The following is a 21,993-nucleotide window of genomic DNA, read 5'->3' on the forward strand; positions in this document are numbered from 1 at the left end:
CGGGAGACGGGAATGAAGACCAGGTACTTGGTGGGCGCGCTGGCGCTGGCAGGGATGAGCGCTGGTGCAGCCGCGCAGGAAACCGTCGTACGTATCGGCCACAGCGGCCCGCTGTCGGGCGCGCAGGCGTTCTCCGGCAAGGACAATGAAAACGGCGCGCGCCTGGCGATCGAGGAATTGAATGCGAAGCCGCTCACCATCGGCGGCAAGAAGATCCGCTTCGAACTCGTGTCGGAAGACGACCAGGGCGACCCGAAGGCCGGCGTGAACGCGGCGCAGAAGCTTGCCGATGGCGGCGTCCGCTACGTGGTCGGCCCGTACAACTCGGGCGTGGCGATTCCCGCCTCGCGCGTCTACGCCAATGCCGGCGTGGTGGTGGCCAGCGTGGCCTCCAATCCGAAACTCACCCAGCAGGGATACAAGAACCTGTTCCGCGTGAACGCCAGCGATACGCAGCTCGGTTCGCGCATGGCCGTGTACGCGGCCAAGGAACTGAAGCTGAAGACGGTCGCCGTGATCGACGACCGCACCGCCTTCGGCCAGGGCCTGGCCGAGGAATTCAAGCGCGCCGCCCGCGCGGCCGGCATGACCGTGGCCGGCCATGAGTACACGACCGACAAGGCCGTCGACTTCACCTCGATCCTGACCAAGCTGCGGCCGAAGAACGTGGAGGCGATCTTCTTCGGCGGCTACGCGCCGCAGGGCGGCCCGATGGCGCGCCAGATCCGCCAGCTCGGCATCAAGGCGAAGCTCCTGGGCGGCGACACGATCTGCACCGCCGAGATGGGCAAGCTGGGCGGCGACGCGGTGGGCTCCAACGTGCTGTGCTCGCAGGGCGGCGCCCTGCTCGACAAAGCCGCCAACGGCCCGGCCTTCAAGACCAAATTCAAGAAGCGCTTCAACGCCGAGCCCGACGTGTACGCCGCCTCGTACTACGATGCGGTGAACCTGTTCGCCCAGGCGATGCAGAAGACCGATTCCATCGAACCGGCCAAGGTCGGCCCCGCCATCTCGGCCGGCTCCTACCAGGGCGTGGCCGGCACCTATGCGTTCGATGCGAAGGGCGACATGAAAGCTTCGCCGGTGACGATCTTCACGTTCAAGGGCGGACAGCCGAGTGCGCTGACCAGCTATTGATAATGACCAGCTATTGATACTGCCCAGCTTGTGGACACGGGCTCGGCCGTAATGCGTTCAGCCGGCCGCGCGTGCCGCCACGTGCAGGCCGGGCCGCCCGAAGAATTCGAGTGCCTTGACGGTATTGCGGCCGTCGCGCTTCGCCGCGTACAGCAGCTGGTCGGCCAGTTCGATCACCGCCTCCTGCGGGAAGCGGCCGGATACATTGGCGAAGTTGACGGACGTGACGCCGAAGCTGGCCGTCACGCCAACGGTCTTGCCGGGCGCGATTTCCGTGACCGCCAGGGACAGCGCCGCGCGCATGCGCTCGGCCAGGTGCATCGCGCCGGCCAGGTCCGTTTCCGGCAGCACCAGCAGGAATTCCTCGCCACCGAAGCGTATCAGGCTGTCCACGTTTTCGCGGATCATGCCACGCAGCAGCGCGGCAAAGGACACCAGCACCCGGTCGCCGGCCGCGTGGCCGTATGTGTCGTTGACGGACTTGAAGTAATCGATGTCGCAGGCGATCACGGCGAGGCTGAGGCGGAAGCGGCGCGCCCGCGACAGTTCCATGTTCAGCAATTCCTGCTGCAGGTAGCGCCGGTTGTGGCAACCCGTGAGCGGGTCGCGCTCGGACAGGTTCTTGAGCACCGACTGCACACGGAATTCCTCGCGGCGGATCAGGTGGTAGCGGCGCGCGGCAATGTAGCCGAAGCAGTTGGCCAGCGACAGCAGCATGACCATCGTCAGCTGTTCCTTGGGCGTGAGCACGCCCATCCACAGTGCGATGCCGATGAAGACCATGGTGCTGATCACGGAGATGGCAAGCGAGTACATCAGCCGGTTGGGGATATACAGGTAGACGACCAGCACCATCAGCCCCATCGACATGGAGTGCCAGGGCAGCTCGTCGGGGCGCATCAGCACGACTGGCGCGAACGCAAGCATGCCGACGATCTCGCTGATGCTGGCAGACAGGTAGACGCGGCCGACGGAATGCGGGTGCAGGTGATTCGTGACGCAGCTGCCGATCGCCACCACGGCCACCGCCATGCGGCAGACGAACAATGTCAGTGCCGCCGGCGTGAAGCCGAGAGCGAGGATGTCGGTAATGGCAAACACCACATATACGGCCGCGCAGAACAGCAGCGTGGTGCGCAGCTGCGCCTTTGTCTGCGGCAGCAAGTGATGGCTGAAGTGCGCTTCGATCGTCCTGTCGGTGAATTCCGCCGACAGCCGGGAGATCGCGAACGCCGCATCGTGGACCGGGGGTGACACGTCTCCTCCTGAAACTGATGAGCCCGCTGATAGGGGCAAACGGAGGACATTGTAATCGTATCCCTCGCGCAATTTCTCACCAAAAGTCACAGCCGTGGCCTTGACGCGCAATTAAATCCCCCGCGACTCGCCGCAACTACCCACTTACAAGGTGAAATTTGCATTTTAGCAAAAGTGATGCCACGAAGGAAGTTGTTTTAAGTATGTCGTTAAGACAACAGACTGACTGCGGCGCCTTGCCTAAATTCCTGCAACCGCCATCGCAGCGCTTCGCACGGATGTGATGCAAACCCCGATCGAAGAATCGAGATATTCAGGTCCGCTGATTGCCTGATTAGCCGGTTTCCCGGGCCGCGCGCCGGGGCGTTCAGTGCCAATTTGCAACAGGCCAGCTTGCAAAAATTGCCTTCAGGAATGATAATGGTCCTTCTTGCAACTGTAATTTAGGATTTCTGATGAAACAAGTAGTCTTGCTGGCAGCGCTGCTGGCCGCCGTTCCCGCCTTCGCCCAGAACATGTACGTGACGGGCCAGGTTGCGCGCGTCGAGCACAAGCTCAGCGTCGACGACGTGTCGATCAAGGACAATGATACGGGCGTGACCGCTGCGTTCGGCTATAAGTTCAACCCGAACGTCGCCGTCGAAGCGGGTTACCTGTACCTGGGCGAGTTCTCGCAGAGCGCGGACGATTACACGATCTACGCCAAGCCGAAATCGTTCTACGGCGCCGTGGTCGGCACCCTGCCCGTGACGCCGGCGTTCTCGCTGTCGGCCAAGGTGGGCGTCGCGCGCCACCGCACGAAGGTCGGCTACATCGACCGCGAGTGGGACGACGCGGACAGCACCAAGGTCAACAAGACGAGCGCCCTGTTCGGCATCGGCGCCGCCTTCCAGGTGACGCCAACCGTGGCGGTTGTTGCCGAGTACACCCGCCTCGGCAAAGTGGCCGACGACGAATACGGCGATTCGGTGAAAGCATCGCTGTTCTCGGCCGGCGTGCGCGTCAGCTTCTAAGCCCCCCGGACGGCGACGCCGTCCTGCCACGAGCCCGCCGCGTGCGGGCTTTTTTTATAGGCGGTGTTCGCCAATGCCATGGGCACTTCCGCTGCGAACGCTGTCTGATCTTCTGGCTTGCAACGCTATCGGTGCATGGGATGCGGGAGCAGATATAACGCGTTGACTGGCACGCTCAACAGAACAGCCACTAGGGGATTCGCTATTGTGGATATTCTGTCGCGCTCCGGCGACATCCCAGGGCCTCAACCGTAGCGCAGGGCCCCAAATTTTATTTCCTCATGGAATTGCATGTTATCATTTGCGACTGCATTTTCCCCGCGTGGTTCCCATGGTTTCGCTGCCTTGTTTCAAGCGCATTGCTCTGGCGCCGTCTCTGGCGGCTGTGTCGGCGGCAGTCATGCTATTACTCACCCTTGTGACGCTGCAGGTCGTGGGCCAGACCATGGCCAAGCAGGTCAAGCAAGAAATCGGCCAGAACCTGGCCGAACTGTCGTTCCAGACCACGGACAAGCTCGACCGAGGTATGTACGAGCGTTACCGTGAAGTCCAGCTGATGGCGGAGCGCTACGAGATCACCAGCGCCGATGTACCCACGACTGCCAAGCGCGCCGTGCTGGAGCGAATGCAGCAAACCCATCCCTACTACGCGTGGATCGGTATCACCGATAATGATGGCCAAGTAAAGATTGCCACCGGCGCGCTGCTGGAAGGAAAAGATGTCTCAGGCCGCCCATGGTTCACCGCGGCCCGCCGTGGCGTGCATCTGCTGGACGTGCACGAGGCGGTGCTGCTGGCCAAGCTGCTGCCTAACCCCACCGGCGAACCAAAGCGATTCTTTGACGTTGCGTTCCCCTATCGCGACGCGAAGGGTCAGATGCTGGGCGTCCTCGGCACCCACCTGAGCTGGCAGTGGGCCGCCAATGTCCAGCGCTCGGTGCTGCGTCCGCTGGCCGAACGCAAGGCGGTCGACACCCTGATCCTCAGCAAAGGCGGCGCAGTGCTGATGGGACCGCCCGAATACACGGACAAGGTGCTTCAACCCAAGAGCTTTCAGCTCGCACGGCGGGGAATGAACGGCGCCGTCATCGAAGTCTGGCCGGACGGCAAGCGCTACCTGGTGGGTTACAGCAAGAGTCGCGGCCACCAGTCCTATCCAGGACTCGAATGGACCGTGCTGGTGCGCCAGCCGCTCGACAAGGCATTCGAGCCCGTCGACGCGTTGCGCGACAAGATCCTGTGGGGCGGCACCGGCGCCGCAGCCCTCGTGTCGCTACTGGTGTGGCTGCTTTCGCGCGGCATCGCCAACCCGCTGGAGCGCATCACGCGCCATGCCGGCGAATTGACCACGGGCCAGCTGGACCGCATTCCCCCCGTGCGGAGCCGGCTGGCAGAAGTGCAGATCCTGCAGGACGCGCTCAATGAACTGCTCGCCAAGGTGCAAGCCAAGGAAGCAGGGCTGCGCGAGCTGAACGCCACGCTCGAAAACCGCGTCACCGAGCGCACGGCGGCGCTGCATTCGGCCGTCGAAGACACCCGCAAGAGCGAACACCGGGTGCGCGCCATCATCGACACGGCACTCGACGCCTTCGTGGGCGTCGATGCGGAAGGCCGCATCACCGACTGGAATCCTCGCGCCGAGGAAATCTTCGGCCGGCCCCGCGCGGAAGTACTGGGCAAGACCGTGACGGAAACCATCATCCCGCCCCGCTTCCGCGAAGCCCACCAGAACGGAATGCGCCGTTTCGGCGCCAAAGGCAGCAGCGGTGTGGTTGGCAAGCGGCTGCAGCTGTCCGCCCTGCGCGGCAATGGCGAAGAATTCCCCGTTGAAATGACGATCGGCCTGATCAACGCCGGCGATACGCACTTCTTCGGCACTTTTATCCAGGATATCTCACAGCGCAAGGAAATCGAGGATGCGCTGGCCAGGGAACGTGAACTGCTGGACGTTGTGCTCGACTCCATTGACGTGGGTGTAGTGGTCTGCTCGAGCGGCGGTGAAGTAACGATGTTCAACCGCGCCGCACGCGAGATCCACGGCCTGCCTCCCGCGCCCCTGCCGCCCGAGCAGTGGGCCGACCACTACCGCCTGTTCCTGGGCGACGGCCAGACGCCGATGGTCACCGGTCAGGTGCCCCTGTTCCGCGCGCTGCACGGCGAGCAGGTGGAAAACGCGGAAGTCGTCGTCAGGCCCACTAACGGAGCGCCCCGCTTTCTGTTCGCCAGCGGCCGCGCCTTGCATGCACAAGACGGCACCGGCATCGGCGCGGTGATCGCCTTGAAGGACGTGACGGTACTGAAGGAGTCCGCCAGGCGACTGGAAGCGAGCGAACGCAGCCTGCGCACCATCACCAACAACCTGCCCGTACTGATCGGCTATGTGGACCGCATGGAGCGCTACACCTTTGCCAACGCAACTTACGAGGCTTGGTTCGGCGTGCAGGCCGGTGGCATTTCCGGCAAGACGGTTCGGGAAGTGATGGGCGACGAGTTGTACAGTGAGCACCGCGACAAGCTGCGAGGCGGCAGCGATAACGTCACGTTCGAAATGACGATTGGCCAGGGAGACCGTGCGCGTACGGTCGAAGTGACGCGCATCCCGGACGTCCACGACGGCGTCTGCAACGGTGTCTACGTGCTGGGTACCGACATCTCGGCGGCAAGGCGGCACGAGGAAGAGCTGAGCCGCCTGGCGCGCGTCGACATACTGACGGGCCTGCCCAACCGCCGCTCCTACCACGAATACCTGGACGCGGCGGTGCAGCGTGCCCGGCGCAGCGGCGATGGCATGGCGCTGATGTTCCTTGACGTCGACCACTTCAAGCAAGTCAATGACACCCTGGGCCATGCCGCGGGCGATATCGTGCTGCAGGAGTTCGCGCGCCGCGTGAAGGGCGCGGTACGTGTCACCGATACGGTCTGCCGCCTGGCCGGCGACGAATTCACGGTGATCGTGGAGGGGCTGGCATGCGCGGCCGAGGCGGCCCTTGTGGCGCAGAAGATCGTTGCCGCATTCAACGCGCCGTTCGACCTGGCCGCGGGCAGTCGCAAGGTATCGGCCAGCGTTGGCGTTGCCTTTACGAGCAAGTTCCCTGTCGGGCTGACGGAGCTGGGCGAAACCGCCGACAGGGCTCTGTATGCAGCCAAGGCACAGGGCCGTGGGTGCTTTATGGTGGCAGACATGCAGGACAACAACTAGCCTTCATGGCAAGCCGACGCCCGCTGGCACCCCTCATCCGGACAAGTGCCGGCCGAGCGCAGCGATGATCTCCTGAGGGCTGACCGGCTTGACCAGATGCTCATCGAATCCCGCCTCCAGCGTGGCGCTACGGTCATGGTGCTGTCCCCAGCCCGTCACCGCTATCAGCACGACATTGCTGCTCCAGTCCTGCGCGCGCACCCAGCGCGCGACGTCGAGACCATTCGCATGAGGCATGCCGATATCGAGAACGAGCGCGTCGGATCGCATTTCCCCGGCCAGCCGTATTGCTTCGCGCCCGTCGTAGGCGACCTGCACCGAGTACCCTTCGAGCCGGAGCACTTCAGCCAGCAGATCGGCCGCGTCGATGTTGTCGTCCGCCACCAGCAGCCGCGCATGCGTGCCGGCTGCCGACGTGGCGCCGGCAGCGACAACCGGGTCCTCCGAACGTTCGGTGGCGGCACATGGAAGCTCGATTCGCACCGTCGTGCCACGTCCGGCGCCTTCGCTCAATGCCTGTACCGTCCCGCCATGCAGGTCGACGAGCTTGCGCACCACGGCCAGCCCGATTCCCAGGCCTTCGGCGCCGCCACTGACTTTCGACTGCCCCTGCGAGAACATCTCGAATACCGACTCGAGCTGCTCGGGCGCGATCCCGGTTCCGTTATCGGCCACCGTGACGACGGCCCTGCCCTGCCCGGCGACCACGCGGACGGTGATGGCCCCGGGCGCAGGCGTGAACTTCGCCGCGTTGTTCAGGACGTTGCTCATCACCTGGGTCAGCCGGACCTCGTCGCCCTGCACAAGGACAGGCGTCACCGGCAACTCGAAGCGAATATCGTGGCCGAGGGATTCGACCAGTGCACGCGTGCTCTCATAGGCCAGTTCGATCGGGCGGCGCAGGTCGATCAGGCGGGTATCGAGCTCGATCCGGTTGAGGGCAATGCGGCTCAGGTCGAGCAGGTCGTCGAGCAGTCGGCTCATGTGGCGGGTCTGGCGCTCGATCACTTCGCGTGCCTTGCCGATCATTCCGGGCGATGCCACGTGGCGCAGCATCTCGACCGAGTAGCCGATGGCGGCCATCGGATTGCGCAGCTCGTGTGCCAGCACCGACAGGAATTGGCTCTTCTGCCGGTTCGCCGTTTCCAGTTCGCGCTGGACATTCTTCAGCGCAGTGACATCCATGACGGCGGCAACCGCGCCCCGCACCCGTTGCCCTGCGTCGAACAGCGGCGCCGCATTGACCAGGAGTGTCAGCGAGCGGCCGTCGGCAAGCTGCACGTCAAGCTCCTCGCCCCGCACCGGCTGCCCTCGCCGTGCCGCCACGCGCATCGGCAATTCCTGTGGCGCAAGGGGCGTGCCACCGCTCAGGTAACGGTATGCGCGTGTGCCGGCGTTGCCCTGGCTGGCATCAGTCCCCAGCAGGGCGTCGAGGTATGGCGTTGTGGTGATATCCCGGGCTTCCGGGTCGTGGCTGATCGCGATACCGACGGGCACGACGTCGAGAATGGTCTGCAGTTCCTCCTGCTGCTTGCGCTGCGTTTCCTTCGTCATGACTTCCGCCGTCACATCGCGCAGGGTGCCGATGGCAAGGCGCGCTCGACCGCTGTCGAGGCGCAGCAGCTTGCCGCTGCCGCCGATCCAGCGCAGTTGGCCGTCCGCTCCCAACACCCGGAACTCGGCGGCGACGCGGCTGTTCGCGCACGGTGCCGGGTTCCAAAGGTTTTCCAGCCTGCCGCGGTCATCGGGATGCACCTGTGCCAGCGCATCGCCTATGCTGGCGTGAGCGAACCCGCGAGGATGGCCGAACATCGGGCCGGCATCGTCCGAGCAGGTGATGCGGCCCGTGGCAAGGTCGACCTGCCAGGCCGCCATGCCTGCCGATTGCAGGGCGACCTCGAGGCATTCCCTGGCCAGCGATTCGCGCGCCATCGATTCGAGCAACCTGGCGCGGGTGTTCAGGCGCTCGAAGGCACCAAGCACGGCATAAGGGACCCGCGGGTAATGCCTGGGCGTCTTGGTGATGTAATCGTCCAGCCCTTCCTTCATGGCTTCCACGGCGACTTCCTCGTTGCCGCTGCCGGTGAACATGATTACCGGTACATGCGGGTAGCGCCGCTTGATCTCGCGCAGCACCTCGGTGCCGACCGTCCAGCGCAGGCGGTAATCCGTGACCGCCACATCGAAGCCGCCGGCATCGAGCACCACGTCCAGCGCCGCCGCGTCGCTGACATGGCGCACCTCGAGCTGGTCGATGCGCAGCCGTAGCTCGCGCTCGACCAGGGCGCGGTCGTCGGGGTTGTCGTCGATCAGCAGGACCCGCAGCGGTCCCTGCGCGGCAATGTGATCAGGCACCTGGCAACTCGATCCAGAAATTCGAGCCGACGCCCGGCGCAGCCTCGACACCCACGCTGCCGCTCATGCGCTCGACTCCCTTCTTGACGATCGCGAGGCCGATCCCGGTGCCTGGATATTCCTCCTCGCCATGCAGGCGCTCGAACACGTTGAACACGCGCGCCCTGGCTTCATCGGCCATGCCGATGCCGTTATCCTGCACTTCGATGCGCACGGTACGTCCACGGGCGCGCGCCACGATCTGCACCGCGGCGTGCGAGTCGGGCCGCACGAACTTGACCGCATTGCCGAGCAGGTTGGCCAGGGCCTGCACGAGCACCGCCCGGTGCGCCCGCACCATCATCTGTTCCGGCACGTCGACCTGGATATCGGCGGCCTGGTAGGCGGGTTCGCCCTGCAGCGTGGCACGCGCATCCTGCACGATGTCGCGCAGCGGCAGGGTATCGATATTGAGCTCTGCGCGCGAGAGTCGCGCAAACTCGAGAAGGTCCGACACCATGAGGTCGATGCGCCGCGCGATGGCATTGATGCGGTCCACATACTGTTCGAAATTGCTGAAGTCGCGCGCCGACAGGTCCTGGCGCAGCGCCGCGGCGTAGCCCTGGATCGTGCGCAGGGGCTCGCGCAGGTCGTGGGAGACCGACACCCCGAAGGTTTCCAGCGCCTCGTTCGCCTCCTGGAGCTGCCGGGTGCGCTCGACGATCCGCTGCTCGAGTTCCGCGTTGAGGCGGTGGATTTCGGCCCCCGCCCGGCGCAGCGAAGTCGCGTCTTCCACGATACCGTCGATGGCGTCGTGTCCATTGACCTTGACACGCACCAGCTTGACGACATAGAAGCGGCCGGCCTCGTCGCTGGCATTCACCTCGGCCTGCAACTCGGCCGTTTCGGAGGGGGCCTGGAGCTGTGCCAGGCAGCGCGCCACCTGGTCGAGCAAAGGGTGGCGCAGCGAATCCGGCGCGCCAGGGTCACCGCCGAGCATGTTCCAGAATGCGCGGTTGGCTTCTTCCAGCCTGCCATCGAGCGACATGCGGAATACGCCGAGCTGGATATTCTCCAGCAGGGCGGCCAGCCGGGTTTCGGACCTTATCGCGCGGGCACGGATCTCCTTCCGGTCCAGGCAGGTGCGCACGGCTACCGGCAGGCGAGCGTAGTGGCGCGGACTCTTGATGACGTAGTCGTCGAGACCGAGCTTCATCGCCTCGACGGCGATTTCCTGGGTTCCGGTGGCAGTGAACATAATCACGGGCATCTGCGGGTCGATGGCCTTGACCTGCTTGAGGATGTCCAGGCCGGTAATCCAGCGCATCTGGAAGTCGGTAATGATGAGGTCTACCCGCAATCCCGCCTGCAGCTCCCGTTCCCACCCGATGCGGTCACCCACTTCGCCGATGGAGCAGTCGGGCAGGTGCCGTTCCAGTTCACGCCGCGCCAGCGCACGGTCATCCGGATTATCGTCGAGCAGCAGTAGGTTCAATGTCATCGCGTTTCTTCATGCAAGGCGCCATGATGCCATGCTTTGTCAGTTTTCGTTGCCGTCGCGCACGATTGCTGGCGGAACGGTCAGATTGTTTTTGAACCAGTACAGGTCCAGCACGCCGAGCAACTGGACCAGCCCATTGAAGGCCACCGGTTTTTGCAGGTAGGAATTGGCACCCAGCGCATAGGCCTTCTGGATGTCCTCGTCTTCGCTCGACGAAGTGAGCACGACCACGGGCGTCGTATCCAGGGCGGCCTGGTCGCGCACCCAGCGCAATACCTCGAGGCCGGGCCGCCTGGGCAGCTTGAGGTCGAGCAGGACCAGGCCGGGCAGCGGATGGCGCCCGCGGTCGGCGAACCGGCCCGTTCCATCCAGGTAGGCTACGGCTTCGTCGCCATCCTCGACGATCTGCATCGCCACCGGCAGGCCCGCCTTCTTGAGCGCGCGCCGCGCCAGCAGCACGTCGTCAGGATTATCCTCGACCAGCAGCAGGACCGGCAGGCCCGCTTCGATGCCGTCGTGCGGCGTGATGTGCATGCGATATCTCCATGATGATGTCAGTCGGCCGCCGGCATGGTCAGCTCGAAAACGCTTCCGCCTGCCTCGCGCCCGGCGATCCTTACCGACCCGCCGAGGCGCTCGAGGCCCTTTTTCACGATGGCCAGGCCGATTCCGGTGCCCGGATAGCGTTCCTCGCCATGCAGGCGCTCGAATACCCCGAACACCTGCTCGCGATGCTCGGCGGCGATGCCGATGCCATTATCGGCGATCGACAACTGTACCGCCATTCCATTGCGTTCGGCGCTAACCTGGATGTGGGGGACGACGCCCTTGCCAACGAACTTGATGGCATTCGACAGCAAATTGCCCAGCACCTGGGCAAGGATGGTCCCGTTCGCCCACACGGCCGGTAACGGATAGCCAATGTCCAGCCGGGCGCCGCTCTCGGCGATTTGCGTCTCGATATCGCGCAGCGCGGTCTTGAAGGCCATGCCCAGCTCGACCCGCTCGAAACGCAGCTCGGCGCGCGACAGGCGGCTATATCCGAGCAGGTCGGTGATGAGGCGGTCCATGCGCACGACGGCGGCAACGATGCGGCCGGCGAACACTTTGCCGTCTTCCGACATCCGGTCGGCTTCGTCTTCCATGAGGGCGGTGGCGAACCCTTCGACGTTGCGCAGCGGCGCGCGCAGGTCGTGCGCGACCGTGTGCGCGAAGGCGCGCAGCTCGGCATTCGCTTCCGCTATCTGCGCGGTGCGCTGTTCGACGCGCTGCTCGAGCAGCTGGTTGGCTTCGGACAGCTTGCGCTGCGCGATCTTGATCTGCGTGACCTCCAGCAGCGCGACCACGATGCCCTGGAAATGGCCGCCCTCCTGCACGGGATAGAAACTAGCCAGCCAATCGCGCTGCTGTTCCTCGCCGTCTCCGGAAACGCTGAACTCGACTCCGGCGAGCTGGCGGCGATCGAGCGCGACCTGCCCGACCAGGGCGCCGACCTGCCCGTTCAGCGGATCGGGAAGCACGTCCGCCAGCCGCATGCCGACGATCGCATCCTTGAGCCTGCCACTCACGTCGGCCAGCGCGTCGTTGAGTTCTTCCAGGCGCATGTCGGCATCCAGCAGGGCCAGACCAACCGGGACCGCCCGATAGATTGTCTCGATCTGGGCCAGCCTGCGGTTCAGCGCCAGTTCCGATTCCTTGCGAGCATGAATATCCTCCGTCAGCCCGTACCATGCCACGATGGCACCGCTCGCGTCCCGGCGAGGATTGGCCCGCGCCCGAACCCAGCGCACCTGCCCATCGGCCGTACGCACGCGGTGCTCGACATCGTAGGTCGCTCCACTCGACACGGCATGCTTCCATGCCTGGGCGACCGCCGGGCGGTCGTCGGCATCGATGACTTCCATCCAGCCGCTCCCGATGAGGGCGTCGCGTGCCTGGCCGGTCAGCGCGAGCCAGCGGTCGGACAGGAACAGCATGGTGCCGTCGGCCGATGCTTTCCAAGGCATTTGCGGATTGAGTTCGACTGTGTAGCGGTAGTTGGCTTCCGACTCGGCAAGGGCCCGCCCGCGCGCATTGCGCTCGGTAACGTCCCGGAAGACCATCACATTCCCGACAGCTTCCGTTCCCTCGGGAGTGATCGGCGCCATGTTCAACTCGATGGCGTACTCGCGGTCCTCCCCCGCTATCAACACAGCCCTGTCGAAAAGATCGCCAATCGCTTCCGCCGCCCTGATCGGCCTGCCGCTGTCCTGCTCGCGCAAGTGCAGCACCTGATCGAGCCGGCGGCCCACGGCCCCGGCTTCAGGGATTCCCGACAGCACTTCCGCGACGCGGTTCATGAGGGTAACGGTGCCGTCCGGGGCGGTGGCGATCACGCCGTCGCCGATGCTGCGCAGTGTAGCGTCGAGCCGGGCGCGCTCGGCCAGCAGCCGGGCCGCGTCGCGCGACGAGATGACCCACAACAGTACGACAAGCAGCCCCGCCACGCCCGCGGTGGTGGCGAACGCGGCGATCAGCTCGCGGCGCCCTTGCTCGACGCGCAGGTGCCGCTCTTCCAGCAGGCGTCTCTCTTCGGAGCGCACCAGTTCGGCCTTTGCCAGGATGCGCTGCTTGAGAAGCCGCCCCGATTCGAGCGTGGCCATGTCGGGTGCCCGGCCGGCGAGCTTTTCCCGCACGACTTGCTCGAGCAGTTCCAGGCGCGCGCGGAGCGCATCCTCGAAGGGCCGCAGGGCTGCCTGCTGCCGCGGGTTGTCGCTGGTCAGCGTACGCAGGCGGGCCACCTCGGGCAGGACGCCATCGCGCGCCCGCCGGTAGTCGGCCAGGAAAACGGGATTGCCCGTTAAAAGGAGCCCGCGCTGGGCTGTCTCCGCATCGCTGGCAAGCGTCAGGGTCGCCTCGACATGCTCCAGCACTTCGCGGGTATGAGCGACCCATCGCCAGGATTCGGAGTGATTCCGGATGCCCCGCGCCAGCACGGCCAGGGCAATGGCCAGCAACAGCAGGCTGACGATCGTTGCAACGGTAACGGGTGTGCGTGGGGTAATACTTTTCATGGAAAAGCGAACAGTCATGGGCGCAACGCGACGGGCGCAGCGTCGAAGGGTCGAAGGGTCGAAGGGTCGAAGGGTCGGGGAACCAGCCTAACACGACGAGTTCATTCTACCGTGTGACAACATGCGCCACGCACCGCAGCCCCGGCCTCCGGGCGTCCGCCCTGCGTGGGCCGATCGCGACTGCCCAGAGGTGGGATTCGGGGCCGGACAGCATCGCATGCACAATGCCGGGCTGGTCACGGTACGTGCCCACGCTGCCCGACGATTATTGCACTCTGGAACCGAGCAAGCGTCGACGGCGCCGTTCCGCTAAGATACGTCATCCCTCATTCATTTCGGTATGTCCATGACCGACGACTCAGCGCTCATCCTGATCATCGAAGATAACGACCTGATCAGCCAGCTGTTGCAATTCATGCTCGAACGCCAGGGCTACCGTACGCGTCTGGCAGTGGACGGGCTGGCTGCGCGCCAGGCCATCGAGGAATTGACGGAACGACCCCGCCTGGTATTGCTCGATGTGATGCTGCCTTATATCGACGGCTTCGAAGTCGTCGGTCTGATCCGTGCACGCGCTGGCTGGGAAGATGTCCCGGTCGTGATGCTCACGGCAAAAAACACCGAGCCCGACATCGTTCGCGCACTCGACGCGGGCGCCAACGACTATATCGTCAAGCCTTTCCAGCCGAACGAGCTGCTCGCGCGCGTGCGCCGTTACCTGAAGGAGAAGCCGTGATCCGCGGGGCAGCGCTGCTGGCCGCCGCGCTCGGCGGCGGCTTTGGCATCGCGTCGGCGCAGACCAGCATCTCGGCCAGCCACGGCATCGAACATTTGTCCAATGGCGCGCGGGACTGGCGCGAAAGCACGGTGCTCGTTCGCCACGGCCTGCGGGACGACACGCCAGGAGCGGCCGCAACGCTCGCCCTGACGCGCACCGAACGGTTCGGCCTGCGCGACAGCCAGGCCGGCGTATCGCTGGCCACGCCGCTGGCGCCCAAGGTCTTCGCCACCATCGAGGCAAGCGGCAGCACCACGCATCGCGTCCTGCCGGAATCGGCGCTCGGCACGGCACTGCAGTACGAATTCGCGAAGGCATGGCTGGTGCACGGCGGTGTCCGGACGACCCGCTACGACAACGCACGGATCAACCAAGCCTCGCTGGCGCTGGAGCACTACACCGGGCCGTTCAGCTGGTCCATCGGCGGGCGCCGGGCGCATGCGTTCGGCACCAATGCCGGCAGCGGCGAATTGCGTGGCACGTACTACCATGGGGAGCGCAACTCGATCGGCCTGATCGTGGCGGCCGGCCGCGAAGCGACCAGCATCGGCAGCATCGTCACGCTGACCAGCCAGCGTTCGGTCGCACTGACGGGGCGCTACTGGATGCACCCCCGGCTGGCCCTTACCTACAGTGCCGCGCATACCCGCGAAGGCGATTACTACAGTCGGAACGGTGCCAGCCTTGGTCTACAGGTCGTTCTCTGACCCCTGGCTCGAAGTCGCATGGTGGGCTGCCATGGGCGCGATGGCGCTGACCATGCTGATTGCCTTGCAGATCATCGCAATGCGCATCGCCGCGCGGCGGCGCTCCGCCCGGCAGCATGCGATGGTACAAGCCTGGCGGCCCCTGCTGAACGCGGCGGTCATGGGCGAAACGGCGGCGCAATTGCCTCCGCTGGCCGCGCGCGACATGATGCGGTTCATGGTGTACTGGCTCCAGATGCAGCAATCGGTGCGCGGCGAGGCCGGTCGCGAGCTCAATACCCTGGCGCGGCGCGTGGGGTGCGATGCATTGGCCCGGCGCCTGCTCGTGCAGGGAAACCGCGCCGAGCGTGTCGTTGCCACGCTGGTCCTGGGGCACTTGCGCGAAACGCCGGCATGGCCCGACCTCGAGCGCGCCGCGGCGCAACCGGACAGCGCGGCGTCCATACTCGCCTTGTGGGCACTCGCACAGATCGACCCTGGCGCCACCGCGGCAGCACTCGCGCTGCCGCTGCTGCAACGGGCAGATTGGCCGCTGGGGCAACTTGCCAATATCCTGCAGTCGGACCGGACCGCGTGGGAACCGGCACTGGCCGATGCGATGGAGTCCGTCGACCAATCCAGGCTGGCGGGCGCATTGCGCCTCGTCGCCGCAGTGCGGATGATCCTCCCGCCGCCGGTCCTGGAACGGATGCTTGGCCACTCCGACACCGAAGTGGTCATCGCCGCGCTTCGGCTTGCAGTGACTCCCGAATCCACTTTCCTGGTGCGCGCTCACCTGAGCCACGCGGACTGGCGCGTACGCGCCCAGGCTGCCCGCGCGCTTGGCCCGCTCGGCGGGCGGGAGGACATCGCACCGCTGCGCGCAATGCTCGCCGATCGAGAGTGGTGGGTACGCTACCGCGCGGCCCAGGCCCTGGCGAGCCTGCCCTTCCTGCGCCGCGACGAGCTGACGGAGCTGGCGTCCGGTGACCGCTTTGCCAGCGACATCATGCGACACGTCCTTGCGGAACAGGGGGCGACATGACGTTGTACCTGCTGCTCGTGCATGCCCTGACGCCCGTCATCATCGGCTATTTCATCCTTCTCAACGGCGCCTATCTGACGCTGAACCTGCTGTCCATCATTGCGCTGAGACGACGCAGCCGCGATGCCGTGCTGGACAGCCTGCCGCAGGTCTATTCCGGCCTCGAACCGCCGATCAGCCTGCTCGTGCCTGCCTATAACGAGGAAGCAACTATCGCCGCCTCGGTGCGCTCGATGCTGCAATTGTCGTATGCCGAACTGGAAATCATCGTCGTCAACGACGGCTCGAAGGATCGTACGCTGGAAGTACTGATCGACGAATTTTCCCTGCGGCCTTTCCCCGAGGCCTACCGCATACAGGTCGCCACGAAACCGGTGCTGGCGATCTATCGTTCCCTGCGCTACCCGAACCTGCGTGTCATCGACAAGGTCAACGGCGGCAAGGCCGATTCGCTCAACGCCGGCATCAACGCGTCGCGCTACCCGTTGTTCTGCGGCGTCGACGCCGACTCGATCCTGCAGCGCGACAGCCTGCAGAAACTGGTTCGCCCCTACCTTGCCGACGCGACGACGGTCGCCACCGGCGGCACGGTACGCGTGGCAAACGGTTGCACGGTCTCGGGCGGCTTCCTGACGCGCGTCGGCTTGCCGAACAACCCCTGGGCGTTGTTCCAGGTCGTCGAATACCTGCGGGCCTTCCTGTTCGGCCGGCTCGGCTGGTCGGTCGTCAACGGGATGCTGATCATATCCGGCGCCTTCGGCCTGTTCCGCAAGCAGACCGTCATCGACGTGGGCGGCTACCGGCCCAACACGATCGGCGAGGATATGGAACTCGTCGTGCGCATGCATCGGGTGCTGCGCGAGCGGCGGCAGCCCTACCGGGTCGAATTCGTGCCGGACCCGGTCTGCTGGACCGAAGCCCCGGAAGACATCGCCACATTGCGCAATCAGCGCATCCGCTGGCAGCGGGGCCTGGCGGAAAGCCTGTCGCTGAACTGGAAGCTGATGTTCAGTTTGCGCGGCGGTGTGCCGGGCTGGCTGGCCTTTCCATTCATGATGCTGTTCGAATGGCTGGGTCCGGTCGTCGAGCTGGCGGGCTACCTGTTCATGATCGCGGCGTGGGTGCTCGGGGCGATCTCGTGGCAAGCGTTCGCCACGTTCCTGTTCCTTGCGGTCGGCCTCGGCATCCTGTTGTCCGCATCGGGCTTGCTGCTCGAAGAGATGTCGTTCCATATCTATCCCCGCCCCCGCCAGTTGCTGGTACTCGGCCTGATCGTCGTCATCGAAAACTTCGGTTACCGGCAGCTGAACAGCTGGTGGCGGCTCGTCGGACTGTGGCGCTGGGTGCGGCAGCAGGAGTCCACCTGGGGTACCATGAAGCGCAAGGGCAACTGGCAGCGCAAGGTGTAGGCCGTGCGGATGCTCCTTCCATTCCTTGTGTTGACGACCGCAATGCCCGCCTGCGCCACCACGCTGCAGATTTGCCCCGACACCGTTCCCTCGGCCGCCCCACAGGCCAGTTTCGTCCGCGCCGACGGATCGGCAGCCCATCTGGTGGTCGCACCCTACCCGCTGCCGGGCTGCTCGGGCGCCCTTGCCCTCCCCGTCGCGACGGACGAGGTGCTGTCTCTCCACCCGCTGCCGGATCGCACCGGCGACACGCTGCTGCTGTACGGCCGTGGCGCCACGGGACCGTTCAGGATCGCATCGGCCGAGATACCCGCCGGCGACGACGCGGAGGCACGCAAGCCCTTCCCGCTCGATGAAGATTTAATGCCGCTGCTTGCCGGGCGCGCCTTCGGTGTGGAAGAACGGGTCGCGATACGCCGCCATGGAAGCGCGCTGGTCCTCGACTGTGCCGCGGGGACGCGTCCGGCCGGTGCAATCCTGACGGGTCCCTGGTCCCTGCCGCTGGCACGGGCCCGGCTGCATTGGCAGGCCCGCGGCCATGGCACGTTCGCGCTGGCGATGGCAGATGCGTCGCTTGCCTCCCGCGAGTCCGCCATCGGACTGGGGCATATCGAATCGGGTGCCGGGCAGGCCGATCTGCCAGGTGCCGGATTCGCGCGCGAGGAATGGCGACACTTCACGATCGCCTGCCCCGACAACGGCGCATCGATACGCTTGGCCGCGCTGCGACTCGTCACCCAAGCCTCCCTGCCGCCGGCCCGCGCCACCTGGATATGGTCCGCCGACATGTGGCGTCATGCGCCTCGTCAGGTGCTCGAGCACGCGGCAAGCCATGGCATCGGCACGCTGTTCGTCACGGTGCCGGTCCGCCATGGCGCCGTGCAGGCGCCCGCCGCACTGGCATCGTTCGTTCGCGCAGCGGGTCGCCGAGGCATGACGGTCTGGACGGTGGACGGCGATCCGCGCATGGTGCTGCCCGGCGAGCAGGCGAACACCATCGGACGTGTCCGCGCCTACGCTGCCTACAACGGTTCCGTGCACGCCGATGCCAGGCTGGCCGGGGTACAGTTCGATGTCGAACACTACCTGCTGCCGGGATATGAAGCGGCTGCCGCCCAGCTCGACTCGCGTTACGGCACCCTCGCCTGCGCACTGCGCGATGCCGCGGGCGCCATGGCGCTCGACTTCGTCATTCCGTTCTGGTGGCGCCCCGGCTCGGTCATGCTCGACGCGCTGGCGCGGTGCGCCACGTCGGTCACCATCATGGATTACCGCACCGACCCGGCCCAGATAGCCGCATTCGCGCAACCATTGCTCGACTGGGGAGTCGTGCATGCCAGGCAGGTCCGCATCGCGCTGGAAGCGGGGCCGGTCGCCGCGGAACGCCAGCGCCGTTACGTGCGGGCGCAGTCCGGGGAATTATGGATGGTCGAGGTCGGGGGACAGCGCGCATTGTTGCTGCTCGATGCCGCTCGACCGAACCCCGTTGGCCCTGCCTATCGCCTGGGCCATGAACGGATACTCGATGGCAGCGAGACCACGTTCCATGGAAGGGAGCCGGCGCTGCTGGCCTTGCTGCCGGGCCTGGAAAGACAGTTCTCCGCCTGGACATCGTTCGCGGGATTTGCACTGCACGCGCTGCCGGTGCGCCGCTAGTGTGGCGCCGCCGGACCGGGGCACCGGGTTTGCTGGGGCAGCACGATGTAGAACTGGGTGCCGTGGTCCGGTTGCGACACGAAACCAATGTCGCCACCGTGCTCTTCGATGATGGCCTTGCAGATCGCCAGGCCGAGCCCGGTGCCCTCCCGGCGGCGCGAATCCGAACTGTCGGCCTGCGCGAACCTTTGGAAGATGCGGTCCTGAAACTCGGCCGGAATGCCCCTGCCCTGGTCGCACACCGCCACCGACACGGCATTCTCCTCCTGCTCGACGCGCACATGGACGACGCCGCCGGCTGGCGAGAACTTGATCGCGTTCGACAGCAGGTTGACCAAGACCTGGATGATGCGGTCATGGTCGGCAAGCACTTCCAGGCCTGTGGCATCGCCATCGACCACCAGCCGGACATCGCGCGCCGCCGCAGTACCGGCGACCGTATCGATCGCCTGGCGCAGCAGCGGCGACAACGGCTGGCTGCGGATTTCGAACTGCAGGTTTCCCGACTCGATCTTTTCCATGTCGAGCATGTCATTGACGAGCCGGATCATGCGCTCGGTACTCCGGCACGCCACGTCGATCAGCATTCCCGCGTCCCGCGGCAGTTCGCCCGCCATTCCTTGCGAGAGCATCAGCAACGAAGCGTTAATCGACGTCATCGGTGTACGCAGTTCGTGCGAAACCGTGGAGATGAACTCCTTCTTCATGCGCTCGACCCGCTTGCGCTCGGAAATGTCGTGCACGAAGACCCCGAAATAGTCCCCGTTGGGTGTCGCCGCGCGGCCCACCGTTACCTCGACCGCCACCTCCTCGCCGCGCCGGTCGAGCAGCAGCCATTCGAAACGCTGCCGCGGCGTGCCAGCCGTTCCGCCGCACAGTCCCTGCAGCACAGTTTCGTGGCCCTGGCGGAAACGCGGTGGTATCAGAAGCTCGACATACGACCGCCCCCCGACTTCTTCCCGGCGCCAGCCGAAGAGCCTCTGCGCGGCGGGATTCCAGTCGCGGATATCGCCCTTGGCCGAAATCGAGATGAACGCATCGGGCGCGTTCTCGATGATCGTCTGGATGCGTGCCTCGTCGGCATGCGCCTGCGCGCGTGCCTGTTCCAGTTCCTCGGTACGCCGCGCTACCCGTTGCTCCAACGTACGATTGAGTTCGTCGAGCGCCTGCTCACGCTGCAATAGCCCCGAGATCAACCGGTTCAGCGCGTCCACCAGCGCCCGTACTTCGGAATAGGCACGAGGCGGCAGTGCGATGGCATGCGCCTGGGCGCTCTTGATCCGCTCGGCCGTCGCGGCGAGGTCGCGCAGCGGCCGGGCGAGGTACCTGGCCATCAGGTAACCGAGCAGGGATGAAAGCAGCGCGGCGGCGACGCCAGCGAGCATGACACGCTTTTGCAGCGCGCGCGCGGTACGGTATGCTTCGTCCGCTTCTTGCCTGACGACGACCCGCCAGCCCAGGCCCGGATAATCGCGATATCCACGGGTACTGGCATGCCCGACGAGAAAACCGCCGTCCGTCCAGGTGTCCTCCAGATAGCCGTCGGCGTTCCGAAGGGCGGAAGACAGGGTACGTGCTGGTATGCTTGTGTGCTTGCCGGAGCCGAGCAGAACCTTGCCAGTCTCGCTGACAATCAGCGCCTGGATATTCCGATGGCCGCTGCTGGGGAGGACCACGGAGTCGCGTACTTCCCGGGCCCAGTTCCACGACAGGTGGACCGCGAGCACCCCGGCCACCTCACTGTCGTGTGTACTGTAGGGAAACGCGATATCGACAAAGCGGCTGGCCGCATTGGCGTCCGGGCGCGATTCCGGGGCCGGCCCCGCTTCGGACACATCGACGACATGCAAGCCCTTGAGCGCGCTCCGGAACCAAGGACGTGCCGACACGTCCGTGCCCTCGAACATCCGCCGCGTTGCCGCGATCACTCGTCCGTCGGGTCCCGCCATGCCGATCCATGCATAGTGCGGATAGGTAGCCTGGCGCTCGTCCAGTACCGCACGGCGAGTGTGGATATTGCTGCCGGCGCCGACAAGGTCCGGCCGGCGCGACATCAGTTGCACTTCCCGATAGCGTTCCTGCATGCCGCTGTCGAGCTTGTCGGCGATCTGGCGGGCCAGATCGACCAGCCCCAGGCCGACCTCGCGCTTCGCCTGGCGCACCGCGTGATCGCCGATAACGAATGCGATCAGCACACTCAACAGACTCGCCAGGCCGCAGAAACCAACGGCCAGATAATCGCCCAGTCCGGCGTGCCGACGTCTTTTCATCAGGCGAAGCCCCTCGATGAACCCGAAACAGATAGCGTAACATCGAAGCTTGCCCGGGCTGAACGCAGCGCGCTCGACATGACGACCTGCCAGACGATACCACTGCCTCGAGCCGCCGCTGCGGGCTGCGAAGCACGAGGCACAAGGTAAGCTTCGGCCCCGCTGGCGTGCGCCGAGCGGTCAGAAACCTACCAACGCATTGGTCGCCTCGATTTTCGGCATGCAATTATTGACGATCTCTTCCGTTCCCGTGTTGATCTGCCTGAGCATCTTGCTGCTGATCGCAATCATGCATACGAGCAGAAGACACAGGATGCCAAAGCCTGCTCCGAACCGTTTTCCGATTCCCGCATGGTCAGCGTTTTTCGTCCCGCTGCTCCACCTTGTGCATCGCCAATTTCCGGCCACGTAAGTAATCCGCCGCACGTACAGTTGCCCCGATCTGCTCTAAGCTGCCATGGCGCAAGTGGACAAGGGTGGCACAGTGAACGCTAGAACAGACGAACTTACCGCAGGGCACATTCAGGTAGGCCTGGTGTACCGTCAGATGCTTGGCATTAAAGAAGCAGAGGATTATCTGAGGTCAGTCGGAGTACCTGCAGATGTTATCTATAGGGTAATTCATTCGCACGATCACCGTCCTTTCGGTCCCTCC

Annotated in this window: 14 protein-coding genes; 8 read left to right on the forward strand and 6 right to left on the reverse strand. The window is 65.2% G+C overall.

Features of this window, described 5'->3' with window-relative positions:
* The first annotated feature begins 12 nt into the window (after positions 1-12).
* Positions 13-1,137, forward strand: coding sequence for a branched-chain amino acid ABC transporter substrate-binding protein (locus tag V6Z91_RS02915; RefSeq protein ID WP_338766472.1), 1,125 nt, complete (start codon positions 13-15; stop codon positions 1,135-1,137).
* A 57-nt stretch (positions 1,138-1,194) separates the two neighbouring features.
* Here V6Z91_RS02915 and V6Z91_RS02920 read toward each other — a convergent pair whose 3' ends face one another.
* Entirely contained in the window at positions 1,195-2,394 is a 1,200-nt protein-coding gene (locus V6Z91_RS02920) for a GGDEF domain-containing protein (protein WP_338766474.1), read from the reverse strand.
* Between the two features lie 455 nt (positions 2,395-2,849).
* Between V6Z91_RS02920 and V6Z91_RS02925 the strand changes: the two genes are divergently transcribed.
* Positions 2,850-3,407: an outer membrane beta-barrel protein gene (locus V6Z91_RS02925; protein WP_338766476.1), complete on the forward strand. Its 558-nt coding sequence runs from the start codon at positions 2,850-2,852 to the stop codon at positions 3,405-3,407.
* Positions 3,408-3,738: 331 nt separating this feature from the next.
* Complete coding sequence (locus V6Z91_RS02930; protein WP_338766478.1) at positions 3,739-6,606, forward strand: diguanylate cyclase; 2,868 nt, start codon at positions 3,739-3,741, stop codon at positions 6,604-6,606.
* Positions 6,607-6,639: 33 nt separating this feature from the next.
* Here V6Z91_RS02930 and V6Z91_RS02935 read toward each other — a convergent pair whose 3' ends face one another.
* From V6Z91_RS02935 to V6Z91_RS02950, 4 genes are read right to left on the reverse strand one after another with little or no spacing between them, the layout of a single operon-like run.
* Positions 6,640-8,961, reverse strand: coding sequence for a response regulator (locus V6Z91_RS02935; protein WP_338766480.1), 2,322 nt, complete (start codon positions 8,959-8,961; stop codon positions 6,640-6,642).
* On the reverse strand, positions 8,954-10,441 hold the full coding sequence (locus V6Z91_RS02940) for an ATP-binding protein (RefSeq protein ID WP_338766482.1): 1,488 nt from the start codon (positions 10,439-10,441) through the stop codon (positions 8,954-8,956). The genes V6Z91_RS02935 and V6Z91_RS02940 overlap by 8 nt, the downstream gene beginning before the upstream one ends.
* A 39-nt stretch (positions 10,442-10,480) precedes the next feature.
* Positions 10,481-10,975, reverse strand: coding sequence for a response regulator (locus tag V6Z91_RS02945; protein WP_338766484.1), 495 nt, complete (start codon positions 10,973-10,975; stop codon positions 10,481-10,483).
* A gap of 20 nt (positions 10,976-10,995) precedes the next feature.
* On the reverse strand, positions 10,996-13,494 hold the full coding sequence (locus tag V6Z91_RS02950) for a PAS domain-containing protein (protein ID WP_338766486.1): 2,499 nt from the start codon (positions 13,492-13,494) through the stop codon (positions 10,996-10,998).
* 346 nt (positions 13,495-13,840) lie between these two features.
* Here V6Z91_RS02950 and V6Z91_RS02955 point away from each other — a divergent pair, with 346 nt between their 5' ends.
* The 5 genes from V6Z91_RS02955 (at position 13,841) to V6Z91_RS02975 (ending at position 19,068) form a co-directional block, all read left to right on the forward strand.
* A complete protein-coding gene (locus V6Z91_RS02955) occupies positions 13,841-14,230 on the forward strand; it encodes a response regulator transcription factor (RefSeq protein ID WP_338766488.1) in 390 nt (129 codons plus the stop codon).
* Positions 14,227-14,979 (forward strand): YaiO family outer membrane beta-barrel protein, encoded by a 753-nt coding sequence (locus tag V6Z91_RS02960; protein WP_338766490.1) that lies wholly within the window; start codon positions 14,227-14,229, stop codon positions 14,977-14,979. The genes V6Z91_RS02955 and V6Z91_RS02960 overlap by 4 nt, the downstream gene beginning before the upstream one ends.
* Positions 14,980-15,010: 31 nt before the next feature.
* Complete coding sequence (locus V6Z91_RS02965) at positions 15,011-16,003, forward strand: HEAT repeat domain-containing protein (RefSeq protein ID WP_338766492.1); 993 nt, start codon at positions 15,011-15,013, stop codon at positions 16,001-16,003.
* Positions 16,000-17,412, forward strand: a complete 1,413-nt coding sequence (locus V6Z91_RS02970) for a glycosyltransferase (RefSeq protein ID WP_338766494.1) — start codon at positions 16,000-16,002, stop codon at positions 17,410-17,412. The genes V6Z91_RS02965 and V6Z91_RS02970 overlap by 4 nt, the downstream gene beginning before the upstream one ends.
* A 144-nt stretch (positions 17,413-17,556) precedes the next feature.
* On the forward strand, positions 17,557-19,068 hold the full coding sequence (locus V6Z91_RS02975) for a hypothetical protein (protein WP_338766496.1): 1,512 nt from the start codon (positions 17,557-17,559) through the stop codon (positions 19,066-19,068).
* Here V6Z91_RS02975 and V6Z91_RS02980 read toward each other — a convergent pair.
* A complete protein-coding gene (locus tag V6Z91_RS02980) occupies positions 19,065-21,338 on the reverse strand; it encodes an ATP-binding protein (RefSeq protein WP_338766498.1) in 2,274 nt (757 codons plus the stop codon). The genes V6Z91_RS02975 and V6Z91_RS02980 overlap by 4 nt on opposite strands.
* Positions 21,339-21,993 lie beyond the last annotated feature (655 nt).

It is taken from the genome of Massilia sp. METH4 (assembly GCF_037094685.1).
Lineage (GTDB): Bacteria > Pseudomonadota > Gammaproteobacteria > Burkholderiales > Burkholderiaceae_D > Rugamonas.